General features: G+C 43.9%; 24 protein-coding genes. 10 read left to right on the top strand and 14 right to left on the bottom strand.

Features of this window, described 5'->3' with window-relative positions; translation table 11 throughout:
- The first annotated feature begins 379 nt into the window (after positions 1–379).
- Complete coding sequence (locus tag H9628_RS05765) at positions 380–574, top strand: hypothetical protein (protein ID WP_251833171.1); 195 nt, start codon at positions 380–382, stop codon at positions 572–574.
- Between the two features lie 332 nt (positions 575–906).
- On the top strand, positions 907–3,165 hold the full coding sequence (locus tag H9628_RS05760; RefSeq protein WP_251833170.1) for a cation:proton antiporter domain-containing protein: 2,259 nt from the start codon (positions 907–909) through the stop codon (positions 3,163–3,165).
- Positions 3,166–3,183: 18 nt separating this feature from the next.
- Here the strand turns inward: H9628_RS05760 and rluF are convergent, their stop codons facing one another.
- The 5 genes from rluF to H9628_RS05735 all read right to left on the bottom strand — a co-directional run bounded on the left by rluF (position 3,184) and on the right by H9628_RS05735 (position 6,818).
- The gene (rluF, locus tag H9628_RS05755; protein WP_394368177.1) at positions 3,184–3,903 is read right to left on the bottom strand and encodes a 23S rRNA pseudouridine(2604) synthase RluF; all 720 of its coding nucleotides are present in this window, start codon (positions 3,901–3,903) and stop codon (positions 3,184–3,186) included.
- Between the two features lie 18 nt (positions 3,904–3,921).
- Complete coding sequence (gene truB, locus H9628_RS05750) at positions 3,922–4,623, bottom strand: tRNA pseudouridine(55) synthase TruB (RefSeq protein ID WP_251833169.1); 702 nt, start codon at positions 4,621–4,623, stop codon at positions 3,922–3,924.
- 124 nt (positions 4,624–4,747) lie between these two features.
- Positions 4,748–5,560, bottom strand: a complete 813-nt coding sequence (locus H9628_RS05745; RefSeq protein WP_251833168.1) for an undecaprenyl-diphosphate phosphatase — start codon at positions 5,558–5,560, stop codon at positions 4,748–4,750.
- Positions 5,561–5,603: 43 nt separating this feature from the next.
- Positions 5,604–5,915, bottom strand: coding sequence for a DUF3098 domain-containing protein (locus tag H9628_RS05740; protein ID WP_251833167.1), 312 nt, complete (start codon positions 5,913–5,915; stop codon positions 5,604–5,606).
- Between the two features lie 3 nt (positions 5,916–5,918).
- On the bottom strand, positions 5,919–6,818 hold the full coding sequence (locus H9628_RS05735) for a cell division protein FtsX (protein WP_251833166.1): 900 nt from the start codon (positions 6,816–6,818) through the stop codon (positions 5,919–5,921).
- 144 nt (positions 6,819–6,962) lie between these two features.
- On the opposite strand from H9628_RS05735, the gene rsmA reads away from it, so the two are divergent.
- A complete protein-coding gene (rsmA, locus tag H9628_RS05730) occupies positions 6,963–7,730 on the top strand; it encodes a 16S rRNA (adenine(1518)-N(6)/adenine(1519)-N(6))-dimethyltransferase RsmA (RefSeq protein WP_251833165.1) in 768 nt (255 codons plus the stop codon).
- Here the strand turns inward: rsmA and H9628_RS05725 are convergent.
- From H9628_RS05725 to H9628_RS05705, 5 genes are all read right to left on the bottom strand, one after another.
- A complete protein-coding gene (locus H9628_RS05725) occupies positions 7,727–8,275 on the bottom strand; it encodes a DUF1003 domain-containing protein (protein ID WP_251833164.1) in 549 nt (182 codons plus the stop codon). The two genes, rsmA and H9628_RS05725, sit on opposite strands and share 4 nt — an antisense overlap.
- A 19-nt stretch (positions 8,276–8,294) precedes the next feature.
- On the bottom strand, positions 8,295–9,062 hold the full coding sequence (locus H9628_RS05720) for a TIGR02757 family protein (RefSeq protein ID WP_251833163.1): 768 nt from the start codon (positions 9,060–9,062) through the stop codon (positions 8,295–8,297).
- Positions 9,063–9,086: 24 nt separating this feature from the next.
- On the bottom strand, positions 9,087–10,004 hold the full coding sequence (locus H9628_RS05715; RefSeq protein WP_251833162.1) for a ribonuclease Z: 918 nt from the start codon (positions 10,002–10,004) through the stop codon (positions 9,087–9,089).
- Between the two features lie 143 nt (positions 10,005–10,147).
- Entirely contained in the window at positions 10,148–13,420 is a 3,273-nt protein-coding gene (gene ccsA, locus H9628_RS05710) for a cytochrome c biogenesis protein CcsA (protein WP_251833161.1), read from the bottom strand.
- Positions 13,421–13,576: 156 nt separating this feature from the next.
- A complete protein-coding gene (locus H9628_RS05705) occupies positions 13,577–14,227 on the bottom strand; it encodes a protein-L-isoaspartate(D-aspartate) O-methyltransferase (RefSeq protein WP_251833160.1) in 651 nt (216 codons plus the stop codon).
- A 103-nt stretch (positions 14,228–14,330) separates the two neighbouring features.
- On the opposite strand from H9628_RS05705, the gene H9628_RS05700 reads away from it, so the two are divergent.
- Genes H9628_RS05700 through H9628_RS05670 form a run of 7 tightly spaced genes read left to right on the top strand, consistent with a single transcriptional unit; the run spans position 14,331 to position 20,377 of the window.
- Complete coding sequence (locus tag H9628_RS05700) at positions 14,331–15,293, top strand: Gfo/Idh/MocA family protein (RefSeq protein WP_251833159.1); 963 nt, start codon at positions 14,331–14,333, stop codon at positions 15,291–15,293.
- Between the two features lie 23 nt (positions 15,294–15,316).
- Complete coding sequence (locus tag H9628_RS05695; RefSeq protein WP_317172613.1) at positions 15,317–16,135, top strand: M23 family metallopeptidase; 819 nt, start codon at positions 15,317–15,319, stop codon at positions 16,133–16,135.
- A 12-nt stretch (positions 16,136–16,147) separates the two neighbouring features.
- Positions 16,148–17,029 (top strand): class A beta-lactamase, subclass A2, encoded by an 882-nt coding sequence (gene bla, locus H9628_RS05690; RefSeq protein ID WP_251833158.1) that lies wholly within the window; start codon positions 16,148–16,150, stop codon positions 17,027–17,029.
- 3 nt (positions 17,030–17,032) lie between these two features.
- A complete protein-coding gene (locus H9628_RS05685) occupies positions 17,033–17,848 on the top strand; it encodes a M23 family metallopeptidase (RefSeq protein ID WP_317172611.1) in 816 nt (271 codons plus the stop codon).
- Positions 17,849–17,870: 22 nt separating this feature from the next.
- Positions 17,871–18,764: a 3-hydroxybutyryl-CoA dehydrogenase gene (locus H9628_RS05680; protein ID WP_251833157.1), complete on the top strand. Its 894-nt coding sequence runs from the start codon at positions 17,871–17,873 to the stop codon at positions 18,762–18,764.
- Positions 18,765–18,774: 10 nt separating this feature from the next.
- Positions 18,775–20,097 (top strand): glycosyltransferase family protein, encoded by a 1,323-nt coding sequence (locus H9628_RS05675; RefSeq protein WP_251833156.1) that lies wholly within the window; start codon positions 18,775–18,777, stop codon positions 20,095–20,097.
- A 37-nt stretch (positions 20,098–20,134) separates the two neighbouring features.
- Positions 20,135–20,377 (top strand): hypothetical protein, encoded by a 243-nt coding sequence (locus H9628_RS05670; RefSeq protein ID WP_251833155.1) that lies wholly within the window; start codon positions 20,135–20,137, stop codon positions 20,375–20,377.
- 53 nt (positions 20,378–20,430) lie between these two features.
- Here the strand turns inward: H9628_RS05670 and H9628_RS05665 are convergent, their stop codons facing one another.
- From H9628_RS05665 to H9628_RS05650, 4 genes are all read right to left on the bottom strand, one after another.
- Positions 20,431–20,829, bottom strand: a complete 399-nt coding sequence (locus tag H9628_RS05665; protein ID WP_251833154.1) for an META domain-containing protein — start codon at positions 20,827–20,829, stop codon at positions 20,431–20,433.
- A gap of 100 nt (positions 20,830–20,929) precedes the next feature.
- Complete coding sequence (gene pheT, locus H9628_RS05660; protein WP_251833153.1) at positions 20,930–23,332, bottom strand: phenylalanine--tRNA ligase subunit beta; 2,403 nt, start codon at positions 23,330–23,332, stop codon at positions 20,930–20,932.
- A gap of 142 nt (positions 23,333–23,474) precedes the next feature.
- On the bottom strand, positions 23,475–24,605 hold the full coding sequence (gene dnaN, locus H9628_RS05655; RefSeq protein WP_251833152.1) for a DNA polymerase III subunit beta: 1,131 nt from the start codon (positions 24,603–24,605) through the stop codon (positions 23,475–23,477).
- A 143-nt stretch (positions 24,606–24,748) separates the two neighbouring features.
- Positions 24,749–25,462 (bottom strand): DUF2490 domain-containing protein, encoded by a 714-nt coding sequence (locus H9628_RS05650; protein WP_251833151.1) that lies wholly within the window; start codon positions 25,460–25,462, stop codon positions 24,749–24,751.
- Between the last annotated feature and the right edge of the window lie 87 nt (positions 25,463–25,549).

Here is a 25,549-nt window from a genome sequence, read left to right as displayed (position 1 = left end):
GATTAGAAAACCGTTAAAAGAAGGTTGCTATTTGAAAAGTAAGTCATGAAATTTGGTTCAGTCCGATCACGGGAAAAGAGTTTGTAGTTCCAATTCAAGGCTTGCAGGAAATCGGAAAAGGACTGCAATCGAAAATTAAAAAAAATAGCTGGTTTCTAAACCTTGAACCGTATTAAAATTTAAAAATGAAAAAATATAAATTTATAGTAGAGAGAACATCCACGGGTTTTTCCGCATTTGCGTAGGATGAAAATACGCCCGTATTCAGTATACTGGCAAAGACCTTCAAGAACTAAAAACTAATATCCTTGACGCGCTTAATTTATATTTAGAACATTCTGATAAAAAAGCGGTAACGACCGACAATATTGTCACCAAAATGGATTTACTAAGTTTCTTTAAGTTCTATTCGGTAATCAATGCGATAGCGCTGAGCAAACGCATCAACATGAATGAAACTTTATTATCGCAATACGTTAAGGGGAAAAAAGAACCTTCGGAAAAGCAGATCCAAAGAATCCTGACCGGGGTTAAAGATTTAGGAAAAGAACTGATGCAGCTGGAGATTGCATAAGCCTCAGTGGCTTATTAAATTATCAAATATAATATTCCATCGTAATGTCTAGGTGACTTAGATGGAAAATCTAAATTACTTCCGTCGAAGGTGCTACCTAAATATTTTTGCGTAATACGAGACCCATTTTAATCTCCTCGCTCCCGCGCGAATCCTTTCTACGAGCATTTACCTCTTTATTAATTCCCTCAAAATCTTTCCTTCTTTACACTTATACAAAATTGGCGCCCATCAACTCGCCGCACAACTTGCCGGACTCAACTTTAAAAAACAAATCCTTTGAAAAACTGAAGCATTTCCTTATTTTTGGGAAAATACACTGTTAAACAAAAATGGGACACTTACCGAAGTTAATTGAAGATTTAGCCTTAATACTGATTGTTGCCGCTTTTGTGGTTCTTCTTTTCCGTAAAATCAAGCAGCCGCTCGTACTTGGTTATATTATTGCCGGATTTCTGGTAAGCCCGAACCTCAATATTTTTCCGTCGGTGGTAGACAGCGCGAACATCAAGACGCTGGCCGAAATCGGGGTGATATTCCTGCTTTTCAGCCTCGGGCTCGAGTTCAGTTTCAAGAAACTGATGAATGTCGGCGGTTCCGCCTCCATCACCGCCTTTGTAGAGATCATTTTCATCACCATCGCGGGTTACTATACCGGGCGCTGGCTCGGCTGGAGTGTGATGGACAGTATGTTCCTCGGCGGGATGCTCGCCAGTTCGTCCACAACCATCATTATCAGGGCGTTTGACGAGTTGGGCGTGAAGACGAGAAACTTTGCAAAGACCGTTTTTGGCGTCCTCGTGGTAGAGGATATCGTGGTGATCTTGCTGATGGTTTTACTTTCAACTATAGCCGTTACCAAAGAGTTTGAAGGCACGCAAATCCTGTTTACCGTCGCAAAACTGCTCTTCTTCCTCATTCTGTGGTTCCTGCTGGGTATTTTCCTGATTCCTACTTTACTGAAGAAAATAAAGCCTTTGGTTGACGACGAGATCCTGCTCATCGTCTCCATCGGACTGTGTTTGGGAATGGTACTGATTGCAGTGAATGTTGGGTTCTCAGCGGAACTTGGTGCGTTTGTAATGGGTTCCATCATCGCCGAAACCACCGTGGCTGAAAAGGTGGAACACACACTGAAATCGGTGAAAGATCTGTTTGCGGCCGTATTTTTCGTATCCGTCGGGATGATGATTGATTACCAGGAAATGATGGTTTACGCCTGGCCGATCTTCATTGTGACAATACTTACCATTTTCGGAAAACTGTTCAGCTCTGCACTTGGCGCACTGCTCTCGGGGCAGCCGCTCAAACAGTCGATACAGGTCGGCATGTCTATGGCGCAGATCGGTGAATTCGCGTTCATCGTGGCGACACTGGGACTTTCATTGGGCGTAATCTCGGACTTTCTGTTTCCGGTTGCGGTAGGTGTTTCAGCCATTACCACGTTCACGACGCCGTATCTGATCAAACTTTCAGAACCATTCTACAACTGGCTGGTAAAGGTGGTTCCGCCTAAATATATTAAACGAATCAACCAATATTCATCGAATACGCAGAACATTCAGGCTGAATCTACCTGGAAAACCATACTCACGCTTTATGCCCGCATTCTTTTGATCAATGGGATCATCATTCTGGCGATTTATCTGATGTTCTCGAATTTCATCATTCCGGCCATCAACGAAAATCTGGACAGTAATGATATCAAAAACATCATTGGGAATGCACTTCCGGTGCTTTTCATCCTGCCATTCCTTTGGGCGCTGATGGTAAAACGCCCCGGAACTGTAGCTTACAAAGAACTGTGGACAAAAACAAAATACAACCGCGGACCGCTGCTCATCATCGAGATTACCCGAATCATCCTCGGAATTGTGATCCTTGGTTTTTTCCTCGACAGGTTTGCGTCGACCACCGTATCATTTTTTATCACAATTCCGGTGGCGATCGTCTTCATGTTCATGTTTTCAAAAAGACTTAATAAATTTTACGACAGACTTGAAAAAAGGTTTATCACGAACCTTAATGACCGGGCTACCAACTCTGATGATGCTGCACTGACGAGGCTGACCGGAAACACAGAAGTGATCAGCAATCTTGCTGCGTGGGATGTACACATCGTAGAGCATCAGGTGAAACCTTTGGCTGAATTTGTAGGCAAAACCTTGCTTGAGCTGCAGTGGCGCGAGAAGTTCGGCATCAATATCGGCTATATCAAACGTGGCGCGAAACTCATCCACACACCGGACCGTAACGAGGTGCTGATGCCATACGACAAAGTGGGGATCATTGGTACTGATGAGCAGTTCCAGGTATTCCGTCCGGTTTTCGACAGCGAAGAAGTGGTGCCGGAAGAAAACGCCGATCATATTAAACTCGGAAAGATCCTAATCAATCACCACTCGGTGAAAAAAGGCCTTACGATACGCGAGTCGGGAATCCGGGACAAAACTGACGGTCTTGTGATTGCGATCCGGCGTGGAAATGAGCGGATATTAAATCCGGAATCATCCGAAGTGCTTCAACTTGATGACATTGTGTGGGTGGTAGGTAACCGTAAGAAGATCGAGAAACTGAATGTAGAGATTTAATAGAAAAACGGTGGATGATCAGTCCACCGTTTTTTCTGAATCTTCAAGAAGCGCGTTGAGTTCGGCCAGTTCTTGCGCCGTTAAATCGCGCCATTTCCCGATGGGTAAATCGAGTTTAATGTTCATGATGCGGATACGTTTCAGTTTTTTCACTTCGTAGCCGAGATACTCGCACATGCGGCGGATCTGTCGGTTGAGACCCTGCGTAAGGATGATTCTGAATGAGAGCGTATCGATCTGTTCCACTTCACATTTATTGGTGACAGTACCTAAAATCGGAATTCCGTTGCGCATTTTGTGCAGGAACTGTGGCGTAATGGGTTTGTCAACGCGTACAATGTATTCTTTCCCGTGATTGTTTCTGGCGCGAAGAATTTTGTTGACAATGTCGCCATCCGAGGTCAGCAGAATAAGACCTTCGCTCGGTTTATCAAGGCGCCCGATCGGGAAAATCCGTTTCGGATGATTGACGAATTCAACGATATTGTCGCGCTCGCGTTTGGTGTCGGTGGTACAGACGATGCCGACAGGCTTATTGAGGGCAATGTAAACGTGCTCTTCCTCAACTTTCCGTACTGAAACACCATCGACCAGGATCTCATCCGCGTCTGAAACTTTTGTGCCGAGTTCGGGAATTTTGCCGTTCACGGTAATTCGGCCATGCTCGAGCATTTTATCGGCCTCGCGGCGGGAGCAAAAGCCTATTTCAGACAGATATTTGTTGATGCGCGTTTCCACGTAAATATTTTTAAATGTTTAATCCTCCGCATTGAAGCGGAAATCATTTTCAAGATAAGCAGAAGATGCATCTTCCACTGAAAATTCACCGATCTTCGTACGTCTCAGGTTGGTGAGGTACGCTCCCACTGCCAATTTCTGCCCAATATCGTGCGCCAGGCTGCGGATGTAAGTGCCTTTGGAGCAACCCACTGCAAAACGCACGAATGGCAATTCAATCTCGATATTATTAATATAGTGGATCGTGGTTTTACGCGATTTCATTTCCACTTCCTCGCCTTTTCGGGCTAAGTCGTAGGCGCGCTTTCCGTCAATCTTTATGGCTGAAAAAACCGGCGGCGTCTGGTCGATCTCGCCTACAAATGTATTTAAAGTTTCGCAGATGGCTTCTTCTGTAATTTTCGAATAGTCGCAGTGTAGGATCTCCGGTTTTTCTGTATCGTACGATTCGGTTTGTACACCGATCTTTATCTCGGTGAGGTATTCTTTAGGTGCGTCCTGAATGGCCGGGATATTCTTGGTGAATTTGCCTGTACAAACAATCAAAAGCCCGGTTGCGCGCGGATCCAGCGTTCCGGCATGACCGATCTTAAACTTTTTTGGTAGGTTGAATTCGTTCTTAAGTTTGTATTTCAACTTATTCACAGCCTGAAAGCTAGTCCAGTCCAGCGGTTTGTCGAGTAAAATGATCTGTCCTTCTAGGATGTCCTGGTCTGTCATTGTGATAAGCTAAATTTGAAAGGTGCGGAACCTGCAGCCCGACCTGAGTGGAGCTCTTTTTGCTGAAACGCAGTGAAAGCAAAAAAGCGGGAACGGAGGGCGGAAAAGCTGCCCAAATAACACACTAATTAAACTGCGTGAAATAGATTAACAACACGATTCCCACGATGATTCTGTACCATCCCCACGGCTTGAAACCATATTTTGTAAGCACGCCGATGAAGAATTTGATGGCCACCACCGCAACTACAAATGCGACGATGTTCCCAACGATAAAAAGCATCAGGTTGTCGCCCTGCATCAACATTTCGAAGCCTTTTTGTTCTACGCCTTTGTAGTTCCAGTCTTTCACGAAAACCGAATACACAGTGACCGCGAGCATCGTAGGAACCGCCAGGAAGAACGAAAATTCGGCCGCCGCCTTGCGCGTAAGTTTCTGCTGCATACCTCCGATGATGGACGCGGCGCTCCGACTGGTGCCCGGCATCATTGCAAGACACTGCCAAAAGCCGATCATCAGCGCACTTTTGTACGAAATATCTTTTTCGTCATCGATGGTACTTACCTTGAAAAGCCTGTCGATGAACAGCAACACCACGCCACCGAGGATTAATACAACGGCAATTGGCACCGGGTCTCCAAGCACGGCTTCAATCTTGTCATCAAACAGTTTTCCGAGCACAAGTGCCGGAATGACGGCCACGGCGAGTTTCAGATAAAAATTGACATTTTTGAAATCAAAAAACTTTTTCCAGTACAGAAAAACTACCGCCAGAATGGCACCGAACTGTATGGAAACCTGAAACATCTTTACAAACTCATCTTCCTGAATCCCGAAAACGGAGCTTGTGAAGATCATATGAGCGGTGGAAGAAACGGGCAGATATTCGGTTAAACCTTCGATGATAGCAATGAGAATTGCTTTGAATAGATCCATCTAAATAAATAATGGGTGATGATTAATTGGTAATGTTTGGGCCTTAGTCCTGCTTCGGATTCCGTTTTAGGATCGCGTACACTTCTATAACGAAACCGGCAATCACAAGCAGTGGTGCGATGCGGATGCGGCGGATGGAAAAAATATCTTCATTCCAGGCATTTGGATCATATTTGCCCTCCACAGTGTTCGCACCGGCTCCCATCATCAGCAGAAAACCTACCACGATAAACGCGAGGCCGATCAACATCAGTCTGTAGTTTTGCGGACCGAAATAAAACGGCTTCTTCGCCACAACATCTGCATCCTTGGTACCGATGGAATCGGCGGAAAATTTCTTATATTTTTTGGACATTTGTTAAGAATAATAGAGGTCATCAACATTTGAACGAAGGAAACGCCAGGTCGCGAATATCGTGGAGAACACGGTAATCAGCACTCCCAGCAAAAAGATACCGACCACCAAAATGATCAGTTTGTCGTTATCCTGTGCGAACGGTGTCCCGATCTGCGTAATGAAATAATACCACGCTCCGAAAAGTACCGCCAGTCCGAGCACCGCGCCGATCACTCCCAGAATTACGGCTTCTTTGATGAAAGGCTTGAGGATAAATCTGCGCTTCGCACCTACGAGTTGCATCGTCTTGATAATGAAACGTTTAGAGAATATTTTTAAACGTATTGAGTTATTGATCAGCACCACAGCCAGGATCAGAAACAGTACAGAGAAACCAAGGATCCACTTCAGCAGATTTTCGAGGTTGTTGTACACTTCCACCATCAGCGTACTATTGTTTTTTACGTCCACAATGCCGGGTGTAGCCTCGATTTGTTTAATGGCTTCATCTATCTTTGTCGGATCCACAAATTCGGGTTTCAAGGCAACTTCTACAGATGAAGGGAAAATGTTTTCTTCGAAAAGCGCGCTGCTTTCGATGCCCATACTTTTTTTAGCTTCGGCCGCAGCCATCTCGCGCGAGATATAGGTAGCACGCTTCACGGGTGCCAGGGCCTGGATTTTTTTAAATGTTTCCGCCTCCATCTTCACCGTTTTAGCGGAATCTTTGGCATCAAAATTCTCATCAAAATAAGCATTCACCACGAGCTGCTCTTTTATGTAATCTGAATATTTTTGGGCATTAATCAATATCAAACCCATCAATCCGAGCAGAAACAATACGAGCGCGATACTCACCACCACCGTAATATTGCTGGAGCGCAGGCGTCTCTTGTTAAAATCTTCAGCTGTCTTTGCCATTAAATAAAAAATTTCTGCTAAAATAGATAAAATCTTCCGTAATTTGCGGCCAAACCCTTATAAATAGCTGTTAAAAAAAATCTAAAAAGCCGGCCGGCACGCTGGATTTTTTCTGATAAATTACTAATTCTGCCACCGTAAACCATGAGCGTAAAAGCCAAAAAACACCTCGGCCAACATTTCCTTACCGACGAAAATATCGCCGCGAAAATTGTTGACAGCCTGTCGTTTGAAAACTATTCACAAGTACTCGAAGTAGGTCCCGGAATGGGTGTCCTGACCAAATATCTGCTCGACAAAGACACGGAAACTTTCGTGGCTGAAATAGACACCGAATCCATCGACTATCTTAAGCAGCATTATCCCAAAATGCAGGACGGGCATTTTGTCGGCGACTTCCTGAAAGCCGATATTGCCGTGATGTTCAGCGGTCAGGTGGCTGTAATTGGAAATTTTCCGTACAACATTTCGTCGCAGATTTTATTTAAGATCATCGATTTCTATGACCAGATTCCGGAAATGGTGGGAATGTTTCAGAAAGAAGTCGCGGAAAGGACAGCAGCCGTACCGCGAACTAAAGATTACGGCATTCTGTCGGTTTTGGTGCAGGCACTTTATGACGTTACATACCTGTTCACAGTACATGAGAATGTTTTCAATCCGCCACCAAAGGTGAAATCCGGCGTAATAAAACTGACCAGAAATCCAAAAGAAGGTCTGGCGGGCAATGAGGTTCTGTTTAAAAAAATCGTGAAGGCAGGCTTCGGACAGCGGCGCAAGAAACTTTCGAACTCACTCAAAGCCATTGAAATACCGGAAGCAGTGCAAAACCATCCGTTTCTGGATAAGCGTGCAGAGGAACTTTCAGTACAGGATTTTATAGCATTTACGAACGAATGGAAAAACGCTTAGGAAGGCGCTTTTTCGTCTGACGACTCGTCTTCAGTTTTAAGGTTTTCAAGCTGTTTCTGCAGGTTTTCAATGACTTCCCGCAATGCTTTGATCTCGTTTTTATTGGAAGAAACATTGCTTTTCAGCATCACATTGCGCGCGCGTTCGCTGTGGTCTTCTTCATCTTCTTCGTCGGCGATATCTTCGATATCTTCCTGAATATCATCAATATCTTCGGAAATCTCCTCGATATCTTCACTGATTTCTTCGATGTCGTCCTGAATCTCCTCGATATCTTCACGGATATCTTCGATATGTTCCTGGCTGCGGTTTACGGACATCTGAATGAAAATGGCGAGGTAAATGGCTTCAAGCGAAAGTACGGTGGTGAGCACGAGCAGCATTTTATCCACCGAAACCAAACCGAAAACCGGCAGCAAAAATGCCGTAAGAAAAACCACGGAATGCACGATGAGCGATGGTATAGAACCCATCCACCACATGATACTGTCTGTAACCTTCGTAAGAAACTGGATTTTCTTTTCGCGGTCTTCGCTTCGTCCCATCTGCTTATTTTCGGCAAATTTACTTAAAATCCCCGGACACGCCGAGCCCAAACAGCGCAAAATCGTAGACTGCAGGGTCTTGCGGATTCAGTTTTCGTAATACAAGATCCATTTCTTCTACGGTTTTCCAGTCGTTTTGTTTCCGTTGTATGATGTTCAGTTTACGCGAAATATTTCCGGTATGCACATCGAGCGGAATTGACAGATTTGCCGGATTAATTCGTTGCCAAATCCCAAAGTCCACACCTTTATTATCACGCCGCACCATCCAGCGCAGAAACATCATCAGTCTTTTCGCAGAAGAATTTTTATAAGTTGAACTTACATGTTTATGACTTCTGTGGATGTTTTCGCCCAGAAAAGCCTGGCGAAACCGCACAAGTGAATGATAGAAATTCTGTTCACCGTCCTGTAGCAGAAAAAGGTCTTCAAGACTTTCGTGAGAGGTATAAAGCCGTTGCAGATTGCGCAGAAATTCAGCAAAATCTTCGCCCGAAAAGGTACGGTGAATGCTTTTGTTATCTAAGGTTTTTAGATCATTCTCTTCAAAATTCTTTACGAAAGCGAAAGGCTCACCTTCCATGAAATGAAGCATTTTTTCAGCGTCTTTGATGATGGCTTTGCGGTTTCCCCACGAAATGGTCGCTGCCAGAAAGCCCGAAATTTCGATGTCCTGTTTAAGTGAAAAACGGTGCGGAATCTGAATCGGGTCGTTTTCTATGAATGATTTTGAATTGTATAGTTCAGCTTTCTCATCGAGAAAATCTTTAAGGTCGTCAGTGGTCATTTTAAATTTAAAAAAAGAAAAATATCAGCCAATTTTTACTGCCTCAAGTGCTTTCGGCAAATAAGAATTCGGGAAAACCTGCCGCGCTTCGTCGGTGAAAACATTCAGGTCATTGTAACGGTTGGAGAAATGACCCAAAATGAGTTTCCCTACATTGGCTTTTCTAGCGATCCGCGCCGCTTCCAGAGCTGTGGTGTGTCCGGTATAATCTGCCATTTCCTTCAGATCGTGCAGGAAAGTGGATTCATGGTAAAGCACATCTACATTTTCAATGATCGGAACTACGGTTTCGAGATAGCGCGTATCGCTGCAGAATGCGTAGGAAACAGACTTAGATGGCTCAGTAGTTAAAAGTTCGTTCTTCAAAACGTAACCATCACTCAAAACGAAATCTTTGCCGAGTTTGATGTTGTGATAATCGCAGGTTTCAATCTCGGCATATTTCGAGATTTCAGCCATATTGAGGTGACGCTCTTTCGGCTTTTCGCGGAAAAGATAGCCGTTACAGTAGATGCGGTGGTTCAGCGGTATCGTATAGACTTCTACCCTTTTGTCTTCGAATATTTTTTGTGATTTTTTGCTTTCGAGTTCATGATAAACAAGTTCGAAACCACGGTGCGTCTCCGTGATCCTGAAAATAGTTTCGAGCATTTCCCTGATGCCTTTCGGACCATAGATGTGCAGCGGTGTCTCACGGCCCAGCAAGCGAAACGAGGCGATAAGTCCCGGCAAACCGAAACAGTGGTCGCCGTGCAGATGTGAGATGAAAATATGGTTGATTTTCGAAAACCGCGCTTTGGCCTTGCGAAGCTGAACCTGGGTTCCCTCACCACAATCGATGAGAAAATGGCGTTCTTCCATCTCCAGAAACTGCGCCGTCGGCGAAGAGTTCACCGTCGGAATTGCCGAATTAAAGCCAAGAATAGTAAGATATGTACTCAAATTTGTTGGTCAAAATATTAACGTGCTGCAAATCTAATGATTATTTGGAGCTTATGCCTGCATTCCGTCCTTTTAAACCCAAAGCCAAAAGTTATTTAACCAAAAAAAATCCCGGTTAAAAAAACCGGGAATCTTATGTGATTTTACTTTTTGGTAATCGCTTTCAGTCTGAAATAAGACACGGCTGCAAGTGTAAGCATCCCTGCACTGCCGATATACACCCAAGCCGGAACCGGTATCGGATCGCCCGCCGCGTAGGAATGAAGTCCGCTCAGGTAATAATTCACACCGAAGTATGTCATCACGATAGTTGAAATAGAGAACAGCGCCGCAACGTGGAATGGCCAGCGGCCACGCAAACCTGGAACCATTCGCATGTGAAGAACGAACGCATAGATCATTACAGAAATGAACGCCCAGGTTTCTTTCGGGTCCCAACTCCAGTATCTTCCCCACGACTCGTTTGCCCAGATACCGCCGAGGAACGTGCCTACTACAAGCGCGTATAGGCCTATCGTAAGTGACATTTCAGACACGATCGTGAGTTCTTTGATGGTGGTGTCATTATGAATTTTAAAAATCCTTTTGTTTGCGAAAATGTAAAACATCAGCACGATGATCGCAATCACCATCGACAGGCCAAAGAAACCGTAACTCGCGGTAATGATCGCCACGTGAATGATTAGCCAGTAGGATTTAAGAACCGGAACAAGCGGTGTGATTTGCGGATCCAGCGCCGAACCGCCGTGCGCAAAGCCCATCATGATCACGGCCACCATAAAGCCGGCTGCGGGAATGAGCGCATTTGAATTTCGGTAAAGTACGAGTCCGGCCGTAATACCAACCCACGAAATGAAAATGATCGCTTCGTAACCGTTACTCCACGGTGCGTGACCCGAAATATACCAGCGTGCCACCAATCCCAGGAACTGGAAAACATAACCGATAAGTCCGATTAAAATTAACCCGCGGATTATTTTGTTTAATATCCTGTTCGGTTTGAACAGTTCGATGAAACCTAATACCAAGAGCAAACCGCCAATGATTGTGTAGAAAATCAGCAAATGGAAGTTGATGTTCACTTTGTTCATGAAGACTTCAAGATCAACTTTCGACTTGGCCGGAACTACGTTTTTCCCCCAGGTTTGCTGATAATCTGACAGTTTTTTAAGCTCTTCGTCAGCTTTGCTCCAGTTTCCGGATTTCTGCGCAGCTAAAACTTCGGAGAAATAAGGTCCCATCACTTTCTGCGCTTCCATATCCGGCTCGAAACTTTGGTCGAGCCAGGAATGCCATGTGTTGTTTGGATCATTCTGTACAGGTACAATGCGCATAAACTGGCCGCTGAAGAACTCATTGAAGGCCTGCACACGGTCGTTTACATTGATTACTTCCTTGTCGTAATTAGATTGCTCTGCCGGTTTTTTACGGAAGGCTTCCTGATAATCTTCCTCCAATACATAATGCAGATTACCCTGCGCATCGGCCGGGAAAAGCGACATCAGCGAGGTGTAGCCGTCTTCGTTGGCTTTGGTTTTTTTCTTTAATTCTTCGCCTCCTTTAGTACCAACTTTGATAATTGGCACCATCGTCCAGCTAGCCGTATCGGTGTTGATTGAAAGAAACCACTGGTTTGCCGTGAGGTGTTTACCACCCGTTCCGCGGAAGGCGTCTTTCTTGTAGAGTTTCCGAAGCACATCCAGCGCCTGCGTGTTCATCGGAACAATACGTCCTTCATAGTTCTGCACCAGCAGATACGCGAATTTATCAGCGTGTTCTTTACTAATGGTGTTTCTTGCGATGATTTCGTCAGCAGTAATAGGTTTTGGTGAACGCAAAGCCAGCGAATTCTGCTGTTTTTTAGGCGCAGGTTCTTCTATAAGTAAATCTGCTTCACTTCCGTGCCCGTGTCCGTCATCTGCAGAATGGCTCTGTTGCGAAGTTTTCGGCGCTCCGTCGGTCCCGTGCGTATCAATCTTTTGTGCGCTTAAATTTAAACTCAAAAGAATAAGCAGCACTGAAACAACGCGCTTGCGGTTAACGTCTTTAAGCATCTTGTTCAGTTTCCAGAAATGTGTTCCTTTCCAGAAGAATATCACAAACATCCCGATGAACAGGAAAGCATAACCAATATAAGTGATCAAGGTTCCCCAGAAATCATGGTTTACCGACAGAACAGTTCCCTGTCTGTCCGGGTCAAAACTCGCCTGGAAAAAGCGGTAACCGCCGTGGTTCAGTACGTGGTTCATATAAATTTTATAAGGCGTCTGCGTTCCTTTATCGATGATCTGCACGTGGCTTTCATAAGCACTTGGTGATGAACTTCCCGGATAGGTTTCCATTACGAAATCGTCGAGTTTCAGCGAGAACGGCGTTTTGTAAACTTTCGGTCCGAAACCTAGAATGATATTCATCCCGTCCAGCGAAATTTGTTTGAAGGCATTCGGATTTCCCTTTTCAACCGGCAAATCGACATTTACCTTGGTTTTTGGTCCCTGTACTTCCACTGTCAGCTGATCTGAAACGTCCTTGTCTTTTTTGCGGTCTCCTTCATAAGCAATGAGTTTACCTTTTTTCAGGCCATCCGGAACTACCAGTTTAAGGTCATTCACGGTATACAAGCTGCGGAGCACGAGCGGCTGATATTCATCCTTTTTCGTGGTGCCGGTTGCCTGCGTTGCCATCGTCATGTATTCAGCGTCAACCGGTGTTTTTATCATCAGAGGCCCTGAAGTATTGTCAAATTCTACAGCACCTTCAATCGGTCTGTTAAAACTCACCAGCGTTCCGTTGATCGATTTTGATTCACCGGGTTTTATGTAAATATTCTCACGACCATTCTGCCCTGTAGACACGATATGTAGAAACTCTGTACCGTTGTTATCCGCTACCAGACTGTCTTTTTTCCTTTGCAGATAATCTATTGTTTTTACCGAAACTTTTTTGCCGTGATAATCGTAATTGGCGCTGAAATTTTTGTGAAGCGGCGACATCAGATAAGGAATATCCTGATAGTTCAGGATGTCACCTTTTTCTTCAATCTGTATCTTAAAGAAATTCTTATCGGTGATCACCTCATTCGAAGTTTCACCTTCGCGGATATGCATGATGCCTTCATAGCTTATGTAACGTGTGATCGCACCGCCGATAAATATTAAAATAAACGAAAGGTGAAAGACCAAAACCGGCCATTTTTCTCGTTTCCAAAGTTGGTATCTTGAGATATTTCCGATAAAGTTCAGGATTAGAAGCAGCATGACCAATTCAAACCATTTCGCTTCATAAATAAGCGCTTTTGCTGTAGGTGTGCCGTAATCGTTTTCAAGGAAGGTGGCGTAAGCCATAGAGAAAGCATAAACAAGCAACAGGACCGCCATGGTGCGGGTTGAGATAAGAATACTCTGAAGTTTTTTCATTATAAGATAACTTACGCAGCCACTGAAAGCCGCATTAAAACTGAATAGCCGCAAAAATACGTTGTATAATCTTAAAAAGCGAATTTCCAGAATGTTATTTCCGCGTTTGCAAAAGTTTAACATTCGCGTAACATCACAGAATTTCAGTACTGAATTTTAGCCATTCGTGCTGTTCAGCATGGGCACAAATTTATACGCACCAAATTCTTCTTTTTCAAATTCCTTTTCAGAACGTTTGGTGAAACGCGTAAGGATCTGTTCATCGGTTTTGCCTAGTGGAATGACCATTTTTCCACCGATTTTTAGCTGGTGCAGAAGTTCTGTTGGCAATGTCTCCGCGCCGCAGGTCACAAGAATTTTATCGAAAGGCGCAAACGTTGGCAAACCCGCGAAACCGTCACCGAAACTCTGGAATTTAGGCCGAAGATGAAGTTCACGAAGTTTCTTATGCGCAAAATCGTGCAGGTCTTTTTGGCGCTCCACTGTGTAAACCCAGGCATTCATCGCGACCAGAACCGCTGTTTGGAATCCGCTGCCGGTGCCGATCTCAAGCACTTTCTCTTTTTCATTAAGTTCAAGAAGTTCAGTCTGCTCCGCCACGGTGGAAGGATGAGAGATTGTCTGTTTCGCCAGGATTGGGAATGCACGGTCTTCGTAGGCATAATCTTCAAAAATACTTTCGAGAAAAAGGTGACGCGGCACTGTATTGATCGCTTCTAGTACCTTCTCATCGGTGATGCCAATTTTCTCACGAAGATATTCAACCAAGAATTTTCTCTTTCCTTTATGTAAAAATGAATCCTGCATGCCACAAAACTACTGAATAGAGTCGAGATTTCCGAATCCGGAAATGCCTCTGCGCAACAATTCTCCGCGTGAATTTTTTATCTTTACCGAAAATATATTTTCTATGCTGAAAGCAGGACTGGTGGGCGCCGGACATTTGGGTAAAATTCATTTAAGACTTTTAAAACAGTCAGAAAAGTACGAACTGATCGGCTTTCACGACGCTGACCGCGAGAACGGCAAAAAAATAGAAGCCGAATTTGGCTACCGGTATTTCGAAGATTTCACGGAACTTTTGAATGAAATCGATATGCTCGACATTGTCACACCAACGCTTTATCACTACGATTATGCGCTGATGGCGATAGAAAACCGCAAACATTTCTTTATAGAAAAACCGGTTACGCAAACCCTGCAGCAGGCCGAAGAAATCATGCACAAATGCCGCGAATTCGGTATTAAAGCGCAAGTAGGACACGTCGAAAGATATAATCCTGCGTTCATCGGTTCCAAAGCCTTCATCCAAAACCCAATGTTCATCGAGATTCACCGCTTGGCTGAATTCAATCCGCGCGGGACCGACGTTTCAGTGGTTTTAGATCTGATGATTCATGATTTGGATATTCTGCTTTCCATCGTGAAATCTAAAGTGAAAAGCATCCATGCGTCCGGCGTGGCCGTCGTTTCAAAATCTCCCGATATCTGCAATGCGAGGATCGAATTCGAGAACGGCTGCGTGGCCAATCTCACTACGTCTCGGATTTCGATGAAAGCGATGAGAAAATCGAGGTTTTTTCAGAAAGACGCATATATTTCGGTAGATTTTCTCGAGAAAAAGGCGGAGGTGATCAAGATGAAAGAAGCACCTGAAAACCCCACAGACTTCGATATGATCATCGAAAATGCCGAAGGCGAGCGCAATCAGATCATTTTTGAGTATCCGAGCATTCAGCCAAATAACGCCATCTTAGATGAACTTGAAAGTTTTGCAGATGCCATTGCGCAAAATAAAAATGTAGAAGTTTCACTGGAAGACGGCACAGAAGCCCTGAAAGTTGCACTCGAAATCGTAAAAATGATCAGCTGAACTTAAAATTTGAAAAATTATAAATGAAAAATATTTTCCTGTTATTTCTGTTCTGTTCTGCACTCCTCTATTCCCAAGACACCATCAAACTTAAATTATACCGTGAAAAAGTGAACAACAGCGTCACGATCTACGCTGACAACGACGAATTAGCGCCTGTTTCTGTAGAGTTTTCTTTCACGGCAGATAATATGAGCTCCTCACTGGCGGATAAAAGTGTGATTGTCATTCCGGCGCAGTCGAAGAAGTTTGCGCTGAGCGATATAAAAACGGTCGACAGAACGAAACCCACAAAATTCGCCTACGATGCATACTATGTGTTAGGTGATGTAAATACAGGAAACACCGATGAACATTTTGTGTACACTTTGCCATTTGAAATAACCAAGAAACACAGCATTTATCAAGGTTATAACGGTAAATTCTCGCATCAGGATGCAAGTTCTCTTGATTTCAGCTTGCAGACAGGCGACAAAGTATTTTCGGCGCGCGGCGGAAAGGTGGTGACGGTGGTTACCAACAACAACCGGAACTGCATGACGAAGGAATGCGCCAACTTCAATAACAAAATTATCATTCTTCATTCCGACGGTACTTTTGCCGAATATGTACATCTCCGTCAGAACGGTTCGGTGGTGAAAGTTGGGGACGAAGTCGGGCAAGGTCAGCACATCGGTTTCAGCGGAAATACAGGTTGGTCTAAAGGTCCGCATCTACATTTTTCAGTTTTCATTCCGAAAATGGATGGTGGCAGAAGATATTTTAAAACTAAATTTAATATTGCGGGCAGCAAGGTTCCGGTGTACCTTTCGGAGGGCAAAACGTATAGCCGAAGCCTTTAAACAAAGCTGATTATGAAAAAAACCGTTTCAATTCTGTTGATTTTTGTCTCCACTTTAGGGTCAGGTCAGAATTTAAATAAACAGATCAGGGAAATCGTCAAAAACAAGAACGCCACTGTGGCCGTTTCCATACTGGATTTTGAAACGAATAAATCTTTCAGCATTAATGGCAACAGGCAGCTGCCAATGCTCAGCGTGGTCAAATTCCATGTGGCGCTGGCGGTTTTAAGTCAGGTTGACCAAGGAAAATTAAGCCTTGATCAAAACATTTTAATAAAAAAAACAGACCTTAAAGAAGATACCTGGAGCCCGATTCGCGAAATGTTTCCGAACGGAAATTTCGAAATGCCGCTTAGTCTTTTAATTAAATATACCGTCGCAGAAAGCGATAACAACGGTTGCGACATCCTGCTTGAACTAATTGGCGGACCCCGGAATACCGAAATTATCTTACGCAGCAAAGGCGCAGAAGGTTTCACTATCGCAGTAAACGAAGACCAGATGCATAAGGGTTTTGAATACATGTATCAGAATGTTACGACCACCAATGCAGCCAATAATTTACTGAAAGCATTTGCAGACCGAAAAATTCTGTCGAAAAGTTCGACCGATTTTCTGATGAACACAATGCTGGAAACTTCAACCGGCAAGAACAAACTCGTCGCTAAACTTCCGCAAACCGTTGTGGTTGCGCATAAAACCGGCTCTTCGGGCAAAGACAGGCAGGGCAAGACGATTGCGGAAAACGACATCGGAATCTTGACATTACCTAACGGAAAACAGTACGCGATCAGCGTTTTCGTTGCAGATTCTATGGAAAGCGAGCAGGTGAACACCGGCATCATTGCGGACATTTCGGAAGTTGTTTTTAAACATTTCAGCCAAAAAAATTAACGGATGAAGCGCAGTCTTTTTATTGTTTTTTTAATCAGTTTCCTCAACGTTTTTGCGCAGCAGAACTGGAAGATCCGCTTCTTTCATGAAATCAGCAACCGCGAGGTTTACCTTTATGCAGACAATGACGAACCGATGCCAATGTCTGCAAAATTTAATTTTAAACTGGTCAATCTACACAATACGCTGCCAAACGGGCAAACAGTTGTCATTCCGCCGTACACCAAAAAGTTTCCGGTCGCAAAACTGAGCCCAATTAAAGTGAATGCTTCGAATGAATTTTCTTACACCAACACATTCAATTTTGGTGATGCAACTTTGGAAACCTTTGATGACACGTATATTTATGACCTTCCCTATCCCACGGGCAAAACGCAGAGGATTTATCAGGGTTACAACGGTAAATTTTCGCACACTGGGGAATTTTCACTGGATTTTGATTTAAAGATTGGTGACGAAATCTGGGCCGCGCGTGAGGGAATAGTGACGGAAGTCATCGATCACAATACCAAAAGCTGCCCCTCAATCTCCTGCGTGAAGCTTAACAACCGAATCCTCATCATGCACAGCGACGGTTCATTCGCAGACTATTCACATCTTAAATTTAAAGGTGTGGTGGTGAAAAAGGGCGATTCCGTTACGAAAGGGCAACTGCTCGGTTACAGCGGAAATACAGGCTACTCCAGCGGGCCGCATCTGCATTTTTCGGTTTTCCTGAACCGTCTCGATGGTAAAAGAGACTTTATTAAAACAAAATTCAGGACTTCAAAAGGAATTGAAATCCTCGAAGAAGGAAAATCATATCTAAAAAATTATTAGCTTTTTAAAAAAAATATTAAACATGAAAAATATTGTAGTTATCGGTGCCGGAACGATGGGTAACGGAATTGCGCACACCTTCGCGCAGACAGGTTTTAAAGTAAATTTAGTTGATGTTTCAAATGAAGCGCTGGAAAAAGGACTGAAAACCATCACCGCCAATCTTGACCGGATTGTGGCGAAAGGAAATCTTACTGAAGAACAGAAATCGTCAACACTGGCCAATATTTCGACTTTCACGAAGCTTGAAGACGCCGCTCCGAATGTCAATCTGATCGTAGAAGCCGCTACCGAAAACCTTGACCTGAAACTTAAGATTTTCAGACAGATGGATGAGTTGGCACCTGAAAACTGCATCCTCGCGACCAATACATCCTCGATCTCGATCACAAAAATCGCGTCAGTAACCAACCGTCCGGAAAAAGTGATCGGCATGCATTTCATGAATCCCGTTCCGATCATGAAACTTGTTGAGATCATCAAAGGCTACTCTACTTCGGGCGAAACATTTGAAGCGGTGTATGAAATGTCCAAAAACTTGGGTAAGACACCGGTTGAAGTGAATGATTATCCGGGTTTCGTTGCCAACCGAATCCTGATGCCAATGATCAATGAATCCATCGAAACACTGTATAACGGCGTGGCCGGCGTAGAAGAAATAGATACGGTAATGAAACTTGGGATGGCACACCCGATGGGACCGCTTCAACTGGCCGACTTTATCGGGCTTGACGTATGCCTTGCAATCCTTAATGTGATGTACGATGGTTTCAAAAACCCTAAATATGCGCCCAATCCGCTGTTGGTAAATATGGTGACCGCCGGCAAACTCGGCGTGAAATCGGGTGAAGGCTTTTACGACTACAGCGAAAGCAAAAAGGCCGAAAAAGTTTCAAAGATGTTTTTGCCAAAGTAAAAAATTCGCAATGCGGAGAAAACTTCTTGAGAACAGGATTCACATTGGGCTTTTCGCCGCTACGGTTGTGATGATTGTCTTGCGTATCCTGCTTAATGAGAAAGGCCGCGTAACGCCAGATTCGATCCGGTTTATGCGGACTTCGCATGTCATTCCTGTTATTGATAATACCACAACGCCGCTCGGCTATCCGCTGAGTATCAAATTTTTTACGCTGTTTGGTTGGGGTGAATTCTGGGCCAGCAAAGTGGTCGGTATCCTGGCACTCATTGCGATGATATATCTTGCGAAAAGGGCCAAATTTTATCTTCGGGAAACCATCATCGTATGCAGCCTTTTCAGTTTCGTGTCCATCTTTGCGGCGACACTCAGTGAAGCACTGATGTTGCCGTTTGTATTCGTATTTCTGTATGTGGCGAGACTTCAGATAATCGGACAAAGCAGTGGTTTTCAGGCATTTATTCAGTTATCCGTTTCATTAATTTTGCTTTATTTGGTTAGATATCCGGCCGTTTTTTTTATGGGTGGCTTGCTGTTGTTTGGGCTCATCAATTACAGGAAACATTACAGCAAAAACTTCATCGGTGCGGCATTAACAGGATTTCTTTTCGTCGCACTGTATAAAGTAATGTTTATCGATCATTTCAATCCTGAATATCTCGGAAATGTGATAGAGCTGAAAATTTCGTCTACTTCACAGTTCATGACCGAGTTTTTCCGCGGCATGACAACCGCTTTCAATCCATTCATCCATATCGCGAAACCCGGCGGCGGTATCGTCAATTTCGCGATTTTTGGCGTCGGAATATTAAATATAGTATTTGCCGCCATCCTGTTCATCCGGAATAAACCTTCAGAAACAGAATGGTTTTTAGTGTTTATCGGCGTCACGGGAATCGTGTGTACATTCCTGGTGCAGTTCGTTTACGTTGTAGATGCGCTCGATTACCGCTTACTCGCTCCGTTTACGTTCCTGATTTGGCTGGTTTATTTTAAAAAGCTCTATCAGGTTTTCGGTAAACTGACCTATCTGGTGCCAGCCATCAGTTTGCTTACAGGATTGATATTCATCTTCCTTTCACGCGGAAATTTTCTCGAAAACCGCCGTGCGGCGGCCAAACTTTTAGATCAGGAAAAACTCCGGGATGCGCCTTTGAAATTTTACCGCGGAGAGGACTCGAACTTTTCTGCCACCCGAATCGCCGAACTGCTGAGTACGGTAAATCCAAACATCCGGTTTACCGAAAACCCGAAAGACACACTGCAAAAAACCACGCTGACGGCGCACAAAGTTTTGCGCAAAATAAAAATTGACACGAATAAGTTTCAATAAAATTTTAGTATTTTTGAAAACAGTAAAAATAAATATTATGAAATTACCAAAGTTTTTATTAGCCGACAATTCAGATTTTCCTGAAGACCTTTTTGTTGTTCATACGGAGTATCCGCGCTATATCCTGAACGTAGAAGAAGAGGAAGTGGAATGGCTGGATGACCTGCAGGGTGACGATGAAGAAACCATGGCAGATGAAGCAACAAAGGTGGTAGAAGCCGGCTTCAAATGGTGCGACGAAGAACTCGCAAAATATGACGAAGAGGAAGACGCTGAATAAATGAAAAAGGAACCTGAAAAAGGTTCCTTTTTTTTGTGGTGTTTTGTTGTTTATTACTGTTTATTGAACTTCAGTAGCAACAAATTTCCTCTGTAAAGTTCGAGCACATTGCCATTTACAACGTATTTGTTCACTTCATTGAGCATACGGAAATAGTTGCTCTCCACGTCCATATTTTGGCAGGCCATTTTGGTTGCTCCTACATTTTTTGCGGTGAAGTTCCCGGCTGTCGGGTCTAAAACGAGTTCACCAAAATAGCTGTTGCAGCCGCCGTTGCCGGTCACTCGGGCGGACTCGATATTCAATGTCGGTTTCTTGCCTGCCACATCATCGGCCAGAACCCATTTTGTATTTGCGATATTCGCCTGTGAACTGCCAACTCTCGAACTCGACATGGTAGTACAAGACGCGATTGAAACTGCAGCGAACAGGGCTAAAAAAATATTTTTCATAATGTTTCTTTAATCAAATTTAAGTATTTAAAAATTTACCGCGGCCTATCTTCAACGTAAAACCGGACTGAAAGCCGACTTACCTGCAAATTTTCGCCCGTTACGAACGAAGCTCAGCTCCAAACTCTTTCTTAAACGAATTAACCAACGAATTCATTACTTCTGAAATATCTTTTTCTTCAAGCGTTTTCTCTTTATTTAAAAGTTCGAAACTCATTGCGTAAGACTTCTTGCCTTCTGGCAGGTTTTTCCCTTCGTAAACATCGAACAGATTGATGCTCCGCAGGTATTTCGACGGATTTTTCTTCGCCAGGTCAAACAGTTCCGCATACGATACATTTCGGTCTACCAGCAACGCTAGGTCGCGGCGGATCTTATTGAATTTCGGAATGTCATTGAATTTAAATGTACCTGTAGCACGCAAAGTCTGGCAAGTTTCCAGTTCAAGTTCCGCGTAAAAACAATCCTGCTCAATGTCGGCATCTTTCAGCAACTGCGGTGCCACTTTCCCAAGTCTGGCAATAGTTTTGCCGCCTGCAAGTAACTCCAAAGCATCAGAAAATCTGGCGTCCTCCAACGATTTTTCTTCAATATTTAAACCGAGTTTATCCGTCAGCACTTTCAGGTACGATTTCATGCGGTAAAAGTCTGTCGCTGATTTCGGCGAAAGCCAGTTTTCTGCGGCATCACGGCCGGAAACCAGGATCGCAAGCTGCTTACGTTCCAGATACTTTTCCTTTTTGTGGTAGATCTTGCCAAGCTCGAAAAATTTGATGTCAGCATTTTTACGTTTGATGTTGTAATCGGCATTTTCAAGCAAGCCTTCCAGTAAAGATTTGCGCATAAACTGCAAGTCGCTGCTCAGTGGATTCAGAAGTTTTACCGCGTCGGATTCATCCTTCAGTGAGGTTAATGAATTGTTCATTACTTCATTAAAACCATTGCTCTGCAGCATCCTGGCCCATGCGTTTTCCAGCGCATCCTGGTCATCCGGCGTAAGTTTGGCTGGTGTAAAAGCGATTTTACTCTGCGAATCAATTTTATTATACCCGTAAATACGTAAAATCTCCTCGATGACGTCTATTTCGCGCGTTACATCAGCTCTGTAGGCTGGCACAGATAGTTCAAGCCCGTTCTGAATCTCATTTAAAACGGTAATTTCAAGTGATTTTAATATCTCCTTTATCTTTTCTTTATGAATTTTTGTTCCTAAAATCTGCTCAACCTTTGAAAATCTTAAAATCACATAATGACTTTCGATTTTTTCCGGATAATGTTCCAGCAGATCGCCGGCCATGGCTCCACCAGCGATTTCCCCAATCATTGAAATGGCATGCGTAAGGGCTGTCCGGGTAATTTCCGGATCTACACCGCGCTCAAAACGGAAGGACGCATCGGTATTCAAACCGTGATATTTCGCTGCCTTACGCACCGCCACCGGATTGAAGTAAGCACTTTCCAGAAAAATGGTGGTTGTATTTTCAGAAACACCCGAATTTTCACCGCCAAAAACACCGGCGATACACATCGCCTCCCCGTCGCCGTCTTTAATCATGATCTCGGTGCCGTTCAGCGTCCTTTCTATATGGTCTAATGTCGTGAATTTCGTTTCTTTTTGGCTTACACCCACTATCACCTTCCGCCCGGCGATTTTATCTGCATCGAACGCGTGAAGTGGCTGCCCGAGGCCGTGTAAAATATAATTTGTAATATCAACGATATTGTTGATAGGGCTTAAGCCAATTGCTTTCAGTCTGTTTTTCAACCAATCTGGCGAATCAGCAACTTTCACATTTTCGATGACAGCGCCAATATAACGCGGGCAAAGCGCAGAATCTTCCACTTCAAGCGTAAATTCAGTGCTTCCGGACGAGGTTACGGTTTTCGAGTCGAGCTTCGCGAACTCCGATTTCAGCTGGTTTGAACTTAAAAATGCATTCAGGTCGCGTGCTACACCGTAGTGTGACATCGCGTCTGTACGGTTAGGTGTGAGGCCAATTTCAAAGACTGAATCATTAGACAAATCAAAATAATCAGCGAAATTTTTACCTACTTCGTATTGATCACCATCTAAGATCATAATGCCGCCGTGGTCGTCACTCAGACCCATTTCATCTTCCGCGCAGATCATTCCCTGCGACACTTCGCCACGAATCTTTGCTTCTTTTATCACCAGCGGACTACCGTCGTTCAGATAAAGCTGAGTTCCGACCACCGCGACAGGAACCGTTTGCCCGGCAGCTACGTTCGGTGCACCACAAACGATATTCAGGATCTTTCCGTTGCCCACATCTACAGTGGTTTTCTTAAGTTTATCCGCATTCGGATGCTGCTCGCACGTAAGCACTTTTCCGACCACAATTCCTTCAAGACTGCCTTTTACGGACTCGAATTTTTCGATACCCTCAACCTCAAGACCGATGTCTGTAAGATATTCCCCGATTTTCTCCGGTCTGTAATCTGTTTGAATATAATCCTGAAGCCAGCTGTGTGAAATTTTCATTTTTAAAAATAATTTAAGAATAACCGCCGAAATAAACATGGTTTCGCCGGTCTGCAAATATCGTGTTTTCAGCGCCTAAAAAAAAATTGAGACCCGAAAAATTCGAATCTCAAATGATAGTTTTTTAACTGTTAGATGCTTTTTACATTCCAATCACCGGCATAGAAAGCATCAGGATATTTTCCTGGTCTTCCAGTCCGTCCACCGGCTCGATGATGCCCGGTCTGTTCGGCTGCGACATTTTCATCGTGATATCGTCGGAACTCAGTACAGATAGCATTTCGGTAAGGAATTTAGAACTGAAACCGATGTTGATGTCTTCACCGTTGTAATCGCACGGAATCTGCATGTCTGCTTTGTTTGCGTACTCGGTATCTTCAGCGTGCAAATGTAAAATATTGCCCGAAAGCTTGAATCTCACCTGATTTGTCGATTTGTTTGACATGATCGAAGCACGGCGGATCGAGCTCAGCAACAGGCTTCTGTTGATTGTCAGTACATTCGGATTCTCTTTTGGGATTACCGCGGAGTAGTTCGGATATTTACCGTCAATCAGTCGGCAGATCCAGATATTGTTTCCGAATGTGAATTTGGCCATGTTTTCATTAAATTCAATCTTCACATCTTCGCTGGAGTTCGCAAGGATGTTTTTAAAGATTGAAAGCGGCTTTTTCGGCATGATGAACTCAATCGGTTCCGGATTTCCAAGGTCGCTTCTTTTGTAAACCACCAAACGGTGAGAATCTGTGGAAACGAAATTGGTTTCGTCTTCTTTAAACTGGAAGAGAACGCCCGTCATCACTGGTCTCAATGAATCGTTGCTTGTCGCAAAAAGCGTATTGGTAAGTGCTTCGCAAAGAACGCCGGCTGAGATTTGAACACTTTGGGAGGCATCAAATTCCGGAACTTCCGGATAATCTTCAGCATGATCCAGCGCCACCGCGAAGTTGTCTTTTTCATCCAGTATCTCCAGGATACTGCCATTGCCGTCTTCCGCATCTTTTACAGATAATGTCAAAGGCTGTTCGCCATAAGTCTTCACAAAATCCTGAAAGATCTTGGCAGGCACGGCGAATTTCCCCGTATCGTCTGAACGTACTTCAATGGAATTTATGAGCGTGGTTTCGCCATCGGAGGCCGTTATTTTAAGGTTGTTTTCGTCAATTTCAAAGAGGTAGTTTTCGAGAATCGGCCGTGACTGGGAACTGGAAATCACACCACTCACCGTATTCAGTGCTTTCTGTAACTCCCCACTTGCAACAATAAATTTCATTTGGATATATTTATTTTTTTAAGGTCAAATGAAACGTGGACGCTTCATTTTAGAAAAATATTTTGACAAATATAACGATTTGAAGCAAAAAACCGCAATAATCCTAAAATATAAAAACGGCCTTTACGCAAAAGTTATCAACACTAATCCGCGCCCGGGAAACCGTATTCCTTCTCGTCTGAACCGTCTATTGTAATATTCAGTGCGAGATACAGGAAATGCACATTTTTGTTTCCGGACAGTGCAAATTCACGCTGCCAAAGATAGCCGGACGCGATGCCGAAATGATCATCGATCTGATACCCGAAACCACCATAAACACGGTTCCGTGCGAACAGCGGCTCCTGCGTCGTCACGAAGAAGACTTCCTCATAAGCATTCGCGAAGATGGTTCCCTTTTCAACCTTGGCAGAATTCAGCGGCACAGTGAGATTGAGCCTGTAGCGCAAACGGATCCGGTCTGAAACTTCATCGGTCTGCGGCTCATAAAACCAACTTTTTTCTGCCCGCACACGGTTTTCGAACTTTACGCGGCCTGCTTTAAAATCTACCACATCCTGAAGCCAGACACGGAATTCTTCCTTATCAAGCTTCCGGTCTGCGTAAGTCGCATAGCGTCCGATACCGATGAATGGCTTATGATTGGGCGTAAGTTTGTAGCCAAGCCCACCCTTGATCTCGTAATAATCGGGGTATGAGAAATCTTCGATTCCACGCAGCTGACCTTCCGCAAAAAGATAGAATTTCGGATGAAAATTATAGGTAACAGAAACACTATTGAAACTCGAAATATGTTCCTGAGCGCTTAATTTGCCGAAGAAAAGCGCAAACACGAGAAATAACAGGCATTTTTTCATCGGGCAAAAATAGCACTTTTTGGTTTAGCCAAAAAAAGTGTAACCTTTTCAGATTACACTTTTGCGTTTTAAGAAATTAGACATAAA

Origin of the sequence: Kaistella pullorum (assembly GCF_014837035.1) — a bacterium.
In the GTDB taxonomy this organism is placed as follows: domain Bacteria; phylum Bacteroidota; class Bacteroidia; order Flavobacteriales; family Weeksellaceae; genus Kaistella; species Kaistella rhinocerotis.
This window is presented reverse-complemented; position numbering and strand designations above follow the sequence as displayed.

Coding starts and splice junctions, on each gene's coding strand:
- H9628_RS05720 (WP_251833163.1), bottom strand. CDS start 9,062: ATGACCACTGACGACCTTAAAGATTTTCTCGATGAGAAAGCTGAACTA.
- H9628_RS05670 (WP_251833155.1), top strand. CDS start 20,135: ATGAAATTACCAAAGTTTTTATTAGCCGACAATTCAGATTTTCCTGAA.
- bla (WP_251833158.1), top strand. CDS start 16,148: ATGAAAAAAACCGTTTCAATTCTGTTGATTTTTGTCTCCACTTTAGGG.
- H9628_RS05740 (WP_251833167.1), bottom strand. CDS start 5,915: ATGTCCAAAAAATATAAGAAATTTTCCGCCGATTCCATCGGTACCAAG.
- rsmA (WP_251833165.1), top strand. CDS start 6,963: ATGAGCGTAAAAGCCAAAAAACACCTCGGCCAACATTTCCTTACCGAC.
- H9628_RS05735 (WP_251833166.1), bottom strand. CDS start 6,818: ATGGCAAAGACAGCTGAAGATTTTAACAAGAGACGCCTGCGCTCCAGC.
- H9628_RS05695 (WP_317172613.1), top strand. CDS start 15,317: ATGAAAAATATTTTCCTGTTATTTCTGTTCTGTTCTGCACTCCTCTAT.
- H9628_RS05705 (WP_251833160.1), bottom strand. CDS start 14,227: ATGCAGGATTCATTTTTACATAAAGGAAAGAGAAAATTCTTGGTTGAA.
- H9628_RS05685 (WP_317172611.1), top strand. CDS start 17,033: ATGAAGCGCAGTCTTTTTATTGTTTTTTTAATCAGTTTCCTCAACGTT.
- H9628_RS05675 (WP_251833156.1), top strand. CDS start 18,775: ATGCGGAGAAAACTTCTTGAGAACAGGATTCACATTGGGCTTTTCGCC.
- H9628_RS05650 (WP_251833151.1), bottom strand. CDS start 25,462: ATGAAAAAATGCCTGTTATTTCTCGTGTTTGCGCTTTTCTTCGGCAAA.
- H9628_RS05725 (WP_251833164.1), bottom strand. CDS start 8,275: ATGGGACGAAGCGAAGACCGCGAAAAGAAAATCCAGTTTCTTACGAAG.
- H9628_RS05745 (WP_251833168.1), bottom strand. CDS start 5,560: ATGGATCTATTCAAAGCAATTCTCATTGCTATCATCGAAGGTTTAACC.
- ccsA (WP_251833161.1), bottom strand. CDS start 13,420: ATGAAAAAACTTCAGAGTATTCTTATCTCAACCCGCACCATGGCGGTC.
- H9628_RS05760 (WP_251833170.1), top strand. CDS start 907: ATGGGACACTTACCGAAGTTAATTGAAGATTTAGCCTTAATACTGATT.
- dnaN (WP_251833152.1), bottom strand. CDS start 24,605: ATGAAATTTATTGTTGCAAGTGGGGAGTTACAGAAAGCACTGAATACG.
- H9628_RS05680 (WP_251833157.1), top strand. CDS start 17,871: ATGAAAAATATTGTAGTTATCGGTGCCGGAACGATGGGTAACGGAATT.
- H9628_RS05665 (WP_251833154.1), bottom strand. CDS start 20,829: ATGAAAAATATTTTTTTAGCCCTGTTCGCTGCAGTTTCAATCGCGTCT.
- pheT (WP_251833153.1), bottom strand. CDS start 23,332: ATGAAAATTTCACACAGCTGGCTTCAGGATTATATTCAAACAGATTAC.
- truB (WP_251833169.1), bottom strand. CDS start 4,623: ATGACAGACCAGGACATCCTAGAAGGACAGATCATTTTACTCGACAAA.
- H9628_RS05700 (WP_251833159.1), top strand. CDS start 14,331: ATGCTGAAAGCAGGACTGGTGGGCGCCGGACATTTGGGTAAAATTCAT.
- H9628_RS05765 (WP_251833171.1), top strand. CDS start 380: ATGGATTTACTAAGTTTCTTTAAGTTCTATTCGGTAATCAATGCGATA.